The organism is Trinickia sp. EG282A, from assembly GCF_040965455.1.
In the GTDB taxonomy this organism is placed as follows: Bacteria; Pseudomonadota; Gammaproteobacteria; order Burkholderiales; family Burkholderiaceae; genus Trinickia; species Trinickia symbiotica.
On sequence record NZ_JBFRCC010000001.1, the window covers coordinates 1,675,244 to 1,687,526 of the forward strand.

A 12,283-nucleotide genomic window follows, 5' to 3' on the forward strand; every position below is an offset into this window, starting at 1 on the left:
AGTTTCGTTTCCGAATGCTTCGTCGAACCGGGTCGGCACGGCTTGCCGAGCGCACGAGGCTGCGGTTAATGTCCTGAAAGCGAGACTCGGGCAAAACGGGGCATCCCGGAGGAGACAGCCGCCATGACGAAGCCAGTGCTGGGCCGGATGATGGATGTGCCGCTCAACGTGTCGATGCTGCTCAGGCATGCCGCGCGCTATGCGGCCGACACCGAGATCGTTTCGCGCCGCGTCGAAGGCGATATTCATCGCTACACCTATCGCGATTGCGAAAGGCGCGCGAAACAGCTTGCTCAGGCGTTGACGAAGCTCGGTGTCGGACAGGGCGAGCGCGTCGGCACGTTGGCATGGAACGGCTACCGGCACCTCGAGGCGTATTACGGGACTACGGGCATCGGGATCGTCTGTCATACGATCAATCCGCGGCTTTTTCTCGAGCAGATCGTCTACATCGTCAATCATGCCGACGATCGCTATGTCTTTTTCGACACGAGTTTCACGGCGCTCGTCGAGAAGCTCGCGCCGCTGTGCCCGAACGTGAAGGGATGGATCGCGCTTGCGGATGCGCAGTCGCGCCCCCCGACGATCGCGGCGCCGATCCTTTACTACGAAACGCTGCTCGCGGCCGAGAACGGTGAGTTAGACTGGCCCCAGCTCGACGAGCAAATTGCATCGAACCTCTGCTACACCTCGGGCACGACGGGGCATCCGAGGGGCGCGCTCTACTCGCAGCGCTCGACTGTCCTGCACGCATACGGGGCCGCGTTGCCTGATTCGATGGGGATTTCCGCGCGCGACGCGGTGCTGCCCGTCGTTCCGATGTTCCACGTCAACGCGTGGGGCATCCCGCATGCGGCGCCGCTCGCCGGGGCCAAGCTCGTATTGCCGGGCAAGGACCTCGACGGTCGGTCGCTCTACGAACTGATGGAAGCCGAGGGCGTCACGCTCTCGGCCGGCGTGCCGACCGTGTGGATGGGACTCCTCGCCTATGTGCGCGAGGCAGGCGTTCGCTTTACGTCACTCGAGCGAACCGTCATCGGCGGCTCATCGTGCCCGCCCGCCATGCTGCGCGCGTTCGAGGACGACTACGGCGTGCGTGTGATCCATGCCTGGGGCATGACGGAGATGTCGCCGCTCGGCTCGCTCGCGCGGCTCAACTGGGAGCAGGAGCGGCGCGCGCCCGAAGCGCGTCGCCATCTGCTCGAGAAGCAGGGCAGACCGATTTGCGGCGTCGATATGAAGATCGTCGGCGCCGACGGTAACGAGATGCGTCGCGACGGCGTCGCCTTCGGCGAGCTTCACGTGCGCGGGCCATGGGTCATCGGCAAATATTTCGGCAGCGAAGAATCGGCGCTCGTTCACGGCTGGTTCCCCACGGGCGACGTCGCAACGATCGATAGCGACGGCTTCCTGCAAATCACCGATCGCAGCAAGGACGTCATCAAGTCCGGCGGTGAGTGGATCAGTTCGAGCGACGTCGAGAACGTCGCCGTCGCCCATCCCGATGTCGCCGAGGCCGCCTGCATCGCATGTCCCCATCCGAAATGGGGCGAGCGGCCGCTCCTCGTCGTCGTCAGACGGCCGACGGGCCAGGGCCTGACACGCGAGGCGCTGCTCGCCTTTTACGAAGGCAAGGTGGCGAAATGGTGGATGCCCGACGATGTCGTATTCGTCGATGAGCTGCCGCACACGGCGACGGGCAAACTGATGAAAATAAAGCTGCGCGAGATGTTTCGCGATCACGTCTTGCCGACGGCCGGCGGCGACCGCCCGAGCTGAGCGCGCGATGCCGTTTCAACCTGTTCGAGGCTCATCATGAAAGGATCGACCGACGTACTCGTCATCGTCGACGTACAAAACGACTTTATGCCGGGCGGTGCGCTCGCCGTCGCGCGCGGGGACGAAGTAGTGCCGGTCGTCAACGCGCTTGCCAGCCGCTTCGAACACGTCGTGTTTACGCAGGACTGGCACCCGCTCGACCACATATCGTTCGCGGCCAACCATCCGGGGCGCCAGCCATTCGAAACGCTACGGCTGCCCTACGGCGAGCAGGTGCTCTGGCCCACGCACTGCGTGCAGGGCACGCCGGGCGCGGAGATGCATGCGGATCTGAAGGCGGCGCACGCGCGGCTCGTCATCCGCAAAGGCTACCGCCGCGACATCGACAGCTACTCGGGATTCGTCGAAGCGGATCGAAAGACGCCGACCGGCTTGGCCGGCTATCTGCGCGAGTCGGGCGTCAGGCGAGTATGGTGCTGCGGTCTCGCGACCGACTATTGCGTCGCGTGGACCGCACTCGACGCGCGCGCGGCCGGCTTCGACGCCGTCGTCGTCGAGGATGCCTGCCGGGCCATCGACCTCGACGGCTCCCTCGCGCGGGCCTGGCGCGATATGGAGGCGGCAGGCGTGGAGCGCACACGCGCCGACGAAGTGCGCTGAGGCGGGAGCGAGCGCGAACGGCATACGCTGCCGCTTCTTCTGAATTTTCATCCGAGCTTTCGTCCGAGAAATCCGGCGGCAGCGAATTTTGCACGACGGAACGTGTAGCGTCGACAGGTTGACTAGGACTCATCCCGTTGCCGTTAACCACCGATGCCGAAAATTCACCGCCGTACGCTCGTCGCCATATCGGGCGCAGCATTTCTGACCGCAGCCGCGGTTCTCTATCACTTCTATTTCGCGAAGGACGACCCGCCCAACTATCTGACGGCGCAAGTCGAGCGCGCGGACATCGAGGACGCCGTGCTTGCCACGGGCATGTTGCGGGCTCTCAAGGAGGTCGATGTCGGGGCGCAGGTTTCCGGCCAACTGAAGACACTCGAGGTCGCACTCGGCGACAAGGTGACGAAAGGGCAGACGCTCGCCCAGATCGATCCAACGTTGCCGCAATACGCGCTGCAGCAGGCGCGAGTCAATGAAGACGATCTGCGAGCCGAGCGGCAAGCCGCGTTGGCGCGGCTGCGGGAAGCCGAACTGGCGGATGAGCGCGAGCAGCAGTTGTTGCTCGCCGAAGCGACCTCGCGCGAAGCTGCGGCCACGGCCGCCGCGGCCCTCGCCGTCAGGCGCGCCGAACTGATCTCGCTCGACGCAAAGCTGAAGAAGGCACGCATCGAAGTCGAAAAGGCAATGGCGAGCGTGGCTTATACATGCATCGTTGCGCCGATGGACGGTGAAGTCGTCGCGCTGGTGACCCAGGAGGGGCAGACCGTCATCGCCGAGCAGCAGGCGCCCGTCATCCTCAAGCTCGCGGACCTCGACACGATGACGGTCAAGGCACAGATTTCGGAAGCCGATGTCGTGCGCGTCGCGCCCGGTCAGCCAGCCTATTTCACGATTCTCGGCGATCCCGACACGCGATACGAAGGCAAGCTGCGCGCGGTCGAGCCGGCCCCCCATGACTTCGCGGATATGCACAGCGGCGGTCCGGGCGGCAAGGACAAGAGCTCGCGGCCGAATACGGCCGTCTTCTACAACGCCCTCTTCGAAGTGCCGAATCCGGACCATCGGCTGCGCATCTCGATGACGGCGCAGGTGAGCGTCGTCCTCGGCAAGGCGTCGCATGCGCTTGCCATTCCGGCCTCCGCGCTCGGCGCCAAGGCGAGCGATGGCAGTCACAGCGTGCGCGTCCTGGCGAACGACGGCCGCGTCGAGACGCGCAACGTCCGCATTGGCATCAACAACAACGTGAAAGCCGAAGTATTCGCTGGCTTGAGCGAAGGGGAGCGCGTCATCGCCGGTACGGCCGCGAAATCGAGCGACGCGCCCCTGGACGCGGGAGCCTGACGATGCGCGAGCCGCTCATCGAGCTTACCGGCGTCACGCGGCGCTTTCGTGCCGGCGATGAAGAAACCACGGTGCTGCGCGATGTCGATCTTACGATCGAATCGGGCGAATTCGTCGCGATCGTCGGTGCCTCGGGCTCCGGCAAGTCGACGCTGATGAACATCCTCGGCTGCCTCGATCGGCCGAGCGCGGGCTCCTACAAGGTCGGCGGCGTGGACACCGGCACGCTCTCGCATGACGACCTGGCCCGGCTGCGCCGCGAGCGTTTCGGCTTCATCTTCCAGCGCTACCATCTGCTGCCGCGCGCTAACGCGATCGCCAATGTGGAAATGCCGGCGATCTACGTCGGCATGGCTCGCGAGGCTCGGCGCGAGCGCGCCCGGGCATTGCTCGCGCGGCTCGGGCTTGCGGAGCGCGGCTCGCACCGCCCGGCCGAACTTTCGGGCGGCCAGCAGCAGCGTGTCGGCATTGCACGCGCCCTAATGAACGGCGGCGACGTGATTCTTGCCGACGAGCCGACGGGCGCCCTCGATAGCGCGAGCGGCGATGAGGTCATCGCGATCTTGCGCGAGCTCAACGCGCTCGGTCACACCGTGATCGTCGTCACGCACGACCCCCACGTGGCAAGCCACGCGAGCCGCATCGTCGAAATCAGCGATGGCGCCGTCACAGCGGATGGCGCGAACGTCCCGTCGGCCGCGGCACCGCCGAAAGGGCGGACGTACCAAGGCGGGACGGCTCCACATGACGACGCGACGGCCGCGGCGGCGCGCGCCGTGCCGACGAGCGAACGGCTCGGACGAGGGCGGACCGGCGTGCTGGCCCGTTTCGCCGAGGCTGCCGCGATGGCTTGCTCGGCGCTCCTCGCTCATCGTTTGCGCACGCTGCTGACGATGCTCGGGATCGTGATCGGCGTTACTTCCGTCGTCTCGATCGTCGCGGCGGGCGAGGGCGCGAAACGCTACATGCTCGAAGAGATCAGCCGGATGGGTGCGAACACGATCAGCGTCTATCCCGGAAGAGACTGGGGCGACAGCCTCGCCGAATCGATCCAGACGCTCGTTGCGGCCGACGCGAACGCGTTGCGCGAAGAGCCGTACGTCGATAGCGTGACCCCGCTCACGAGCCGCTCGATGCTGTTGCGATATGGCAACGTCGACGTCAACGCGCGCGTCTCGGGCGTCAGCGAAAGCAACTTCCGTGTAAGCGGCGACGAATTGGCGGCCGGCATAGCGTTCGGCGCCGAGGAAGTCCGTCGCTACGCACAAGTCGTCGTCATCGATAGCAATACCCGTCGGAAGCTCTTCGGCGAGCACGTCGATCCGCTCGGGAAGGTGGTACTGATCGACAACGTGCCGTGCGTCGTCATCGGCGTCCGGGCGAATATGCGCGGGTCGTTCTTTATCGACAACACCACGCTCAACGTCTGGGTCCCTTACACGACGGCGAGCGCGCGGCTCTTCGGGCAACGCCACGTCGAGGGGATCGTCGTGAGAGTTCGCGCGGGGCAACCGAGCGAAGCGGCCGAGCAGAGCATCACCGAGCTGCTGACCCGGCGGCATGGCCGCAAGGACTTTTTCACCTACAACCTGGACAGCGTCATCAAGACGATGAACAAGACCGGCCAGGCGCTGACGCTGCTGCTGTCGCTGATTGCCGTCGTATCGCTCGTGGTGGGCGGCATCGGCGTCATGAACATCATGCTCGTATCGGTCACCGAGCGCACGCGCGAAATCGGCATTCGCATGGCGGTCGGTGCGCGGCGTGGCGACGTGATGTATCAGTTTCTCGTCGAGGCCGTTCTCGTCTGCCTGATGGGAGGCGCGATCGGCATTGCCTTGTCGTTCGGCGCGAGCTTCGTCCTCGAAGCGTTCGTCGACAACTGGCGAATGGTGTTTTCGGCGAACACGCTCGTCGCGGCCGTCGTCTCGTCGACGCTCGTCGGCGTGGTGTTCGGCTTTGCGCCGGCGCGCAATGCGGCGCGACTCGATCCGGTGGTCGCGCTGGCGCGCGATTGATGAGAACAACGAATGCATCGGGCACTCAAGATGAAATTCAAGCGACACGACATCCGCGTCCATGCCAGACGCCTCATTGGCGCGGTTTGCGTTAGTGCGCTGCTCACAGGCTGCATCTCGCCGAGCGGCGGTCGACTCCCCCCGGCCGTCGCGGTGCCGAGTCAATGGCTCGCCGCCTCTGACCGAGCCGCGGCACCGGCGGCTCGTCGCTGGTGGGTGGCGTTCGAGGACGCGACACTGACGGAGCTGATCGACGAAGCGCTCGCGACGAACAACGATCTGGCCATTGCCGCGATTCGCGTTCACCGGGCGCGGCTGCGAGCGGGACTCATCGCGATGCCGAGCGCGGAAGCGAACGCCGGCATCAATGTCTCGCGAGAGTTCGATTCGGCCGGAACGCGCCGTGTCGTCTATGTGAACGCGTCGCTTTCGTACGAAGCGGATCTTTGGGGCAAGCTCGCCGCGCAACGTAGCGAGGCCGCGTGGAAGGCGCGGGCGAGCGCAGCTGACCGCGAAGCGGCCGCGCTCGCGCTGATTGGTACGACGGCGAAGCTCTATTGGCAGATCGGCAATTTGAACGAGTTGCTCGCACGAGGCGAAGCAAGCATCGCCGATGCGGAGCGAATGGTCGAGCTTGCCAAAGCGCGCCATCGAGCCGGCGCGGCATCGGCACTCGACGTCGCTGAAGCGGAGCAGCAGGCGGCGCAGCAGCGCGCCGAACAATCGGGACTGCGGATGGAACGCGAAGCGAAGCGCAACGCACTCGCTGTTCTTTTCGATCGCGCGCCCGAGCAGCGCGCCGCCGAACCGATCGACCTCTCGACTGCCACGCTGCCGGCCGTGGGCGCAGGCTTGCCCTCGGAGGTGCTGGCGCGCCGTCCCGACCTGCGCGCGGCCGAATCCCGTCTGCGGGCTTCGCTCGCCAACATCGACGTTGCGCGCGCCAGCTTTTATCCGAGATTTGCGCTGACAGGCGAGTTCGGCACGAGCAGCGAGGCACTCGTGCGCACGCTTCAAAGCCCTGTCGCAGCGCTCGGGATTGGCCTTACGTTGCCATTCGTGCAATGGAAGACGAAGCAGTTGGAGCTTCGAGTCGCGCGCAGTGAATACGACGAAGCGGTCGCCGATTTCCGGCAAAAGCTTCACCGAGCCCTCGCCGATGTCGAAGATGCACTCTCGGCGCGGACTCAACTCGATGCGCAAGCCGTGGAGCGCGAGCGCGCGGTCGTCGAAGCGCAGCGGGCAGCGATGCTCGCGGAGACTCGCTTCCGCGCCGGCAAGACGAGTCTTGCGCCGTGGATCGAGGCGCAGCGCGCGCTGCGCCATTCGATGACGGCGAGCACGACGAACCGCCTTACGAGGCTCGAGAACCGCATGGATCTCTATCTCGCGCTTGGCGGGGGGGAAGGTTGAAACAATGAAGCGGACTCTATGTTCATGCGTTTTCCAAGCGCCAGATTCGCGCCAAGTGTTGACATGGTTGACAACATATCTGATGTGGTGTCAAGATGAAGGCTGTTCTACTGACGAGGGATCGCATCGCGCTCGGCCCAGATTCGTTCGTCGCGTCGGTGCTATGGCATGTTCCACTACCTGTTCTGGGAAGCTTGCACCAGTACAAATACAGTCTTGCCTACGTGGTTCGGGGCATATGCGAGGTTCGGTACGATAACGAGCGAGGAAAGGGCGATCATCGGCACATCGGGCATATCGAAAGTCCATACACTTTCACGACGATCGAGCAGTTGATTGCCGACTTCTGGTCGGATGTGAAGGGCTGGAGGGAACGAGAATGAGAACGGTAACGCTTGGCGTGTTGTCGCAAGACGACTTCTCGAAGCGCTTCATCGCGGCATCGAAGGGAGAACAGCAGGGCGAATACATCGGCTTTGCCACGCCCGCGCTGCTGTTTCAGACGATGACGCAACTTCGCTGGGAAATTCTCGAGGCTATGACGGGCGCCGGCCCGCTCGGTATGCGCGAGATAGCCCGGCGAGTCGGGCGCGACGTGCGCCGCGTGAGCGACGACGTCCACGCCTTGCTGAATGCTGGTGTTATCGACCGTAACGAAGACGGCGCTTTCGAGTTTCCGTACGATGCCGTTCATGTCGACTTCACCCTGAAAGCTGCGGCGTAGCCCCGCACCCATCTGCGCTCGAAGAGGGGCGGAAATTCTCAGACGCTTATCCTTACTTTGCCAGCGCGCACGCTCGGCCACGAGGTCCGCGGGCTTCCTGTAAACTGAGCCGCGGACTATACCGCGACCCTTTACCGTATAGGCGCACTTTGCCAGCGAGCTTATCGAAGACCGCTAATGCCCTGGCGGCGCCCCGCAGCAACCCTTTTTCCAAAAACCTTCAATTGAGGTCGACGAACCGTGATTAGACACATCGTGATGTGGAAGCTGAAAGAAACGGCCGAAGGCGCGACGCGCGCCGAAAACGCGCGCAAGCTCAAGGAAAAACTCGAGGGATGCCGGGACATCGTCCCCGGCATCGTGCGCCTGGAGGTCGGCATCGCCGCGCCGGGGCTCGAATCGACTTACGATGTCGTCCTCGTGTCCGATTTCGCCGACAAGGCGGCGCTCGACGCCTATCAGGTCCACCCGACGCACGAAGCACTGAAGGCATTCGTCGGCAAAGTGCGCGAAACGCGCGAGTGCGTCGACTACGAAATCTGACGAGCGGCCCGGCGCGCACTGAAATGTCCGAAAACCATTCCGCGAGTGCCGACTCGCATCCGCAGGCAATCGAGAGCCCGTTCGTCGACCACCTCGGGGTGCGCCTCGTCTCAGCCGCGGACGGCGTGAGCGAAGTCGTCCTCGCACTCGACGAATCGCATCTGAACACGTGGCGGATCGCGCACGGCGGCGTGACGATGACGCTTGCCGACGCCGCACTCGCCACGGCGGCGCGCAGCCTCGCCGATGATGGTGTCGGCGTCGTCACCGTCGAAATGAAAATCAACTTCATGCAGCCCGGGCGCGGCGAACTGCGTGCATACGGACGCGTGCTCCACCGCTCGACGACTATGGCCTATTGCGAAGGCGAAGTCCGTGACAGCGAGGGCCATTTCGTCGCAAAAGCGCTCGGTACCTTCAAATACACGCGCCGGCTCGCGATCGGGCGCGACGTCGTCGAGCAGCGACGCCGCCGGACGCCCGCGGGCAAGCCGGGACCGAGCGACGCCTGAGCCGTTCGATCGGCCTCGACAAAAGGGAAGAGCGGATGGACCATTTCGACGGCAAAGTTGCCGTCATCACCGGCGCCGCCAGCGGTCTCGGCCGCGCGTTTGCCGAAAAGGCCGCCGCGCTTGGCATGAAACTCGTGCTGGCCGACGTGGATGAGCAAGCACTCGCCGGCGTCGTCGATGCACTGACGGCGACGGGCGCGCACGCGATGGGCGTGCCGACCGACGTGTCCGACGGCAGCTCGGTCGAGGCGCTCGCCGAGCGCACGCTTTCGGTCTACGGCAAAGCTCACTTGCTGTTCAACAACGCAGGGGTAGGAGCGAGCGGCTTGATCTGGGAAATGAGCGCGAACGATTGGGCCTGGGTGATGGGCGTCAACGTGATGGGCGTGGCCCACGGAGTGCGCGTTTTCACGCCGATCATGTTGCGCCAGGACGAGCCCGCGCATATCGTCAACACCGCCTCCGTCGCCGGTTTTCTCGCGCCGCCGATGATGGGCGTCTACAATGCGTCGAAGCATGCCGTCGTCGGACTGACCGAGACGCTTTACCACGATTTGCGCCAGGTCGCGGCACCCATCGGGTGCTCGCTGCTGTGCCCGGCGTTCGTGCCCACGGGCATCGCCGATGCGGAGCGCGCGCGGCCGGCTCACTGGCGCAACAAAGGGGCGCGATCCGCCTCGCAAATCCTCGCGACCCGGGAACTGCGCAAGGCGGTGCGCGCGGGACGGCTGAGCGCGGCGGAAATTGCGGAGGCGGCGTTCGATGCCGTGCGCGAGCAACGGTTTTACGTGTTTCCGCAACCGGCCATCCTGTCCAGCATTCGGACGCGCCACGACGACATCGAGCAGTTTCGTGCGCCTAGCGATCCGCGCACCGACGAAAGATCTTGAGGCTCGAAATGCAATGAGCGAATTCCCGGTGGAGACAGGCGACTGGCCGAGGCTCGGCGCTGACGCGACGCTCGTGCGCAACGCCGTTTTCTTCCATGAGCAGCGTATCGCGGCGCTGCACGAGTGGGACGATGCCGACCTCGATGCGCTGCACGTCGTCGCGTATCGCGCTTCCGATCGCGGGCGCCGGCCCGTCGGCACGGGTCGGCTTTTGCCCGGCGGAGCGATCGGCCGGCTCGCAGTGCTCGCGGAAGCGCGCCACCGCGGAATCGGCTCAAGCATGCTGCGCACGTTGATCGCGCACGCGGCCGACCGGGGCGACGCGGCGGTATGGCTCTATTCGCAATCCCGCGTCGTGCCTTTCTATGAGCGGCATGGCTTTACCAGGATCGGTGAGCCGTTCGAAGAGGCCGGCGTAGAGCACGTCGAGATGCGGCGCCCTCTGACCATCCCGCCCGAAGCCCACAGCGCCTCGAATTTTCGCTAGCGCACCGAGTCGGCAACCGCAACATCGAAGCTGAAGCGCCGCTCGACGCCGCCGGGCCGCACGACGTGATGAGAGCCATCATCGTCGCTGCGTTCGACAATCTCCACCGCAAGGCGCGCGCCGTGCGCCGATACACGCAGGGCTGTCGTGCCGCGCGTACCGTAGTCGGGCGTTTCGATGAAGGCGGCCGAAAGCGCGCGCTCGCGCTCGATCGGAATGCCCGTTGCGGGCAACTCGTCGTCCCTCGCCATCCTCGTATCGCGCATCAACTCGATCAGCTCGGGCAGCTTCGCCTCCCGGTCGAGGGCGACGAGTTCGGCCAACTCGCCACGTTTGCGCACGAGCTTAGGCCAAGGCGTATCGAGCACCGCATTAGAGATGCCATGGGTCCCCGCGCGCACGAGTACGGGGGAAGCCTCGCCGCGGTTGCAGTACCAACCTAACTCGCGCCTGCGGAAATCGCCGACGATCAGATTGAACCCGTTGTACACGGCGCCTCGCTCGGCCACTTCTCGCAAGTAGTCGAGGGGCGGGAGCGCCGCACCCGCCAGAAAACCGGCGACGAGCGCGCCGCGTGTCGGCGCCCCGGGCCGAACGTCGCGCGGCGCCCGATAGTTCGTCAGCGCCGCGAAACGACCATCGCGCGACAGCCCGAGCCACGTACCGCCGCCTTCGAGATCGCGCCCTGCGAGCAGATGAGGCGCGTCCCGCCACCAGTCGAGTGGAGCGGTCGTGCGACGAAAAAACTCGTCGCGGTTGGCGGCCAACGTGAATAGCGGGCCGCGCTCGGCATCGGGCCGCCAGTCGAAGACGATAAGACACATGTGGGCAGGCGCGGCTCAGACCTCAGTCGGCAACGCGTACGGCAACGGCTCGAACGCGAGCATCGGGCCATCCGCCGAGCCGAGGTGGATAGACCCTTCGTCGAGCGCGGCCAGCTTGATTTCGACGAGCGCGTCGAAGCCGCCTTGCGGGGCTGCGGCAGCGTTGACGATCATGCCGCAAGGCTGAGCCGGATCGGCCGAGTGAAACACCTCGCGGCCAGGGACCACACCCGCCGTATCGCCGATATGCGCGAGGGCGGCACGCCGCTTGATCGTGCCGCGATAATGGCTGCGCGCGACGACTTCCTGCCCCGGATAACATCCCTTGCGGAAATTCACCGCGCCGATCACGTCGTAGTTGACCATCTGCGGCACGAACTGCTCGACCACGGCTTGCGTGATGCGCGCCTCGCCGGCGCGGATGTCGAGCCAGTCCCATACGGCAGGACTCACGCGCGTGAGCCGTTCCTCGAGCGCGGGCAGGCGCGCCTCGACCTCGTCCTTCGGTCCGACCCAGAGGTAGCGCGGGCGCGAGATCGCATCGGGCACGCGGATCAGGGCGCCGGCCGGTCCGCCGACTTGCACGTGCACGCCGTCGGGCAGCGCGTCGAAAACGGCCGAGAGCGCCGCGCGCACGTCACCCGCGAAGCCGACGACGGCTACGTTGCCGGTTACGTCGACGAGTTTTGCCTTCGCGCGCAGAACGAACATCGACAGACGCTTTTGCACGCTTGCGCACACGTCTCTCGCCAGCATCAGCCGAATCGCCTCGCCCGCGCGCCAGGCGAGCATCGTCGCGAGCAGCCGGCCCTTGGCCGAGCAGTAGCCGGCAAGCCGGGCGCTCGCCGCGTCGAGATGCTGGACGTCGTTCGTGAGCTGGCCGTGGAGGAATGTCGCGGCGTCGTCGCCCGTCGCCTCGATTACGCCGAATTGATCGAGCCGCATAAAGGCGCCGCGCGCGAGAACCGATTCGAATTCGGCCGATTGGGGCCGCGGCGCGGCGGGAAGCGTGGCGGCGTTCGGATGTGCGGGTACGGTGGGGGCGTTCATGGAATGGGACTTCAGTCAATCCTGACTTTGGCGGATGCG

The 12,283-nt window shown here is 65.3% G+C and carries 13 protein-coding genes; 11 read left to right on the forward strand and 2 right to left on the reverse strand.

The features are described 5' to 3' along the window. The first annotated feature begins 123 nt into the window (after positions 1–123). From AB4Y31_RS07630 to AB4Y31_RS07680, 11 genes are all read left to right on the forward strand, one after another. Complete coding sequence (locus AB4Y31_RS07630) at positions 124–1,779, forward strand: 3-(methylthio)propionyl-CoA ligase (protein ID WP_368673360.1); 1,656 nt, start codon at positions 124–126, stop codon at positions 1,777–1,779. Between the two features lie 36 nt (positions 1,780–1,815). Beyond that, the gene (gene pncA / locus AB4Y31_RS07635) at positions 1,816–2,439 is read left to right on the forward strand and encodes a bifunctional nicotinamidase/pyrazinamidase (protein WP_368673361.1); all 624 of its coding nucleotides are present in this window, start codon (positions 1,816–1,818) and stop codon (positions 2,437–2,439) included. Positions 2,440–2,592: 153 nt separating this feature from the next. Beyond that, positions 2,593–3,783 (forward strand): efflux RND transporter periplasmic adaptor subunit, encoded by a 1,191-nt coding sequence (locus AB4Y31_RS07640; RefSeq protein WP_368673362.1) that lies wholly within the window; start codon positions 2,593–2,595, stop codon positions 3,781–3,783. Between the two features lie 2 nt (positions 3,784–3,785). After that, complete coding sequence (locus AB4Y31_RS07645; protein WP_368673363.1) at positions 3,786–5,801, forward strand: MacB family efflux pump subunit; 2,016 nt, start codon at positions 3,786–3,788, stop codon at positions 5,799–5,801. Positions 5,802–5,831: 30 nt separating this feature from the next. Continuing rightward, on the forward strand, positions 5,832–7,214 hold the full coding sequence (locus AB4Y31_RS07650; protein WP_368673364.1) for an efflux transporter outer membrane subunit: 1,383 nt from the start codon (positions 5,832–5,834) through the stop codon (positions 7,212–7,214). 95 nt (positions 7,215–7,309) lie between these two features. Beyond that, a complete protein-coding gene (locus AB4Y31_RS07655; RefSeq protein WP_018443379.1) occupies positions 7,310–7,597 on the forward strand; it encodes a DUF6516 family protein in 288 nt (95 codons plus the stop codon). Further along, positions 7,594–7,938, forward strand: a complete 345-nt coding sequence (locus tag AB4Y31_RS07660; RefSeq protein ID WP_368673365.1) for a transcriptional regulator — start codon at positions 7,594–7,596, stop codon at positions 7,936–7,938. The genes AB4Y31_RS07655 and AB4Y31_RS07660 overlap by 4 nt, the downstream gene beginning before the upstream one ends. Before the next feature lie 240 nt (positions 7,939–8,178). Continuing rightward, positions 8,179–8,481, forward strand: coding sequence for a Dabb family protein (locus AB4Y31_RS07665; RefSeq protein WP_026230170.1), 303 nt, complete (start codon positions 8,179–8,181; stop codon positions 8,479–8,481). Positions 8,482–8,504: 23 nt separating this feature from the next. Beyond that, a complete protein-coding gene (locus AB4Y31_RS07670) occupies positions 8,505–8,993 on the forward strand; it encodes a PaaI family thioesterase (RefSeq protein WP_368673366.1) in 489 nt (162 codons plus the stop codon). 35 nt (positions 8,994–9,028) lie between these two features. Further along, positions 9,029–9,883: an SDR family oxidoreductase gene (locus AB4Y31_RS07675; RefSeq protein WP_368673367.1), complete on the forward strand. Its 855-nt coding sequence runs from the start codon at positions 9,029–9,031 to the stop codon at positions 9,881–9,883. A 13-nt stretch (positions 9,884–9,896) separates the two neighbouring features. Further along, entirely contained in the window at positions 9,897–10,370 is a 474-nt protein-coding gene (locus AB4Y31_RS07680) for a GNAT family N-acetyltransferase (protein ID WP_368673368.1), read from the forward strand. On the opposite strand, the gene AB4Y31_RS07685 is transcribed toward AB4Y31_RS07680, so the two are convergent. Further along, positions 10,367–11,194, reverse strand: a complete 828-nt coding sequence (locus AB4Y31_RS07685; RefSeq protein WP_368673369.1) for an NRDE family protein — start codon at positions 11,192–11,194, stop codon at positions 10,367–10,369. The genes AB4Y31_RS07680 and AB4Y31_RS07685 overlap by 4 nt on opposite strands. Before the next feature lie 15 nt (positions 11,195–11,209). Next, complete coding sequence (locus AB4Y31_RS07690; RefSeq protein ID WP_368673370.1) at positions 11,210–12,244, reverse strand: folate-binding protein YgfZ; 1,035 nt, start codon at positions 12,242–12,244, stop codon at positions 11,210–11,212. Positions 12,245–12,283: the final 39 nt, after the last annotated feature.

Excerpts from the sequence above, each read along its gene's own strand:
- AB4Y31_RS07630 (WP_368673360.1), top strand. The coding sequence starts at position 124 with ATGACGAAGCCAGTGCTGGGCCGGATGATGGATGTGCCGCTCAACGTG.
- pncA (WP_368673361.1), top strand. The coding sequence starts at position 1,816 with ATGAAAGGATCGACCGACGTACTCGTCATCGTCGACGTACAAAACGAC.
- AB4Y31_RS07640 (WP_368673362.1), top strand. The coding sequence starts at position 2,593 with ATGCCGAAAATTCACCGCCGTACGCTCGTCGCCATATCGGGCGCAGCA.
- AB4Y31_RS07645 (WP_368673363.1), top strand. The coding sequence starts at position 3,786 with ATGCGCGAGCCGCTCATCGAGCTTACCGGCGTCACGCGGCGCTTTCGT.
- AB4Y31_RS07650 (WP_368673364.1), top strand. The coding sequence starts at position 5,832 with ATGAAATTCAAGCGACACGACATCCGCGTCCATGCCAGACGCCTCATT.
- AB4Y31_RS07655 (WP_018443379.1), top strand. The coding sequence starts at position 7,310 with ATGAAGGCTGTTCTACTGACGAGGGATCGCATCGCGCTCGGCCCAGAT.
- AB4Y31_RS07660 (WP_368673365.1), top strand. The coding sequence starts at position 7,594 with ATGAGAACGGTAACGCTTGGCGTGTTGTCGCAAGACGACTTCTCGAAG.
- AB4Y31_RS07670 (WP_368673366.1), top strand. The coding sequence starts at position 8,505 with ATGTCCGAAAACCATTCCGCGAGTGCCGACTCGCATCCGCAGGCAATC.
- AB4Y31_RS07675 (WP_368673367.1), top strand. The coding sequence starts at position 9,029 with ATGGACCATTTCGACGGCAAAGTTGCCGTCATCACCGGCGCCGCCAGC.
- AB4Y31_RS07680 (WP_368673368.1), top strand. The coding sequence starts at position 9,897 with ATGAGCGAATTCCCGGTGGAGACAGGCGACTGGCCGAGGCTCGGCGCT.
- AB4Y31_RS07685 (WP_368673369.1), bottom strand. The coding sequence starts at position 11,194 with ATGTGTCTTATCGTCTTCGACTGGCGGCCCGATGCCGAGCGCGGCCCG.
- AB4Y31_RS07690 (WP_368673370.1), bottom strand. The coding sequence starts at position 12,244 with ATGAACGCCCCCACCGTACCCGCACATCCGAACGCCGCCACGCTTCCC.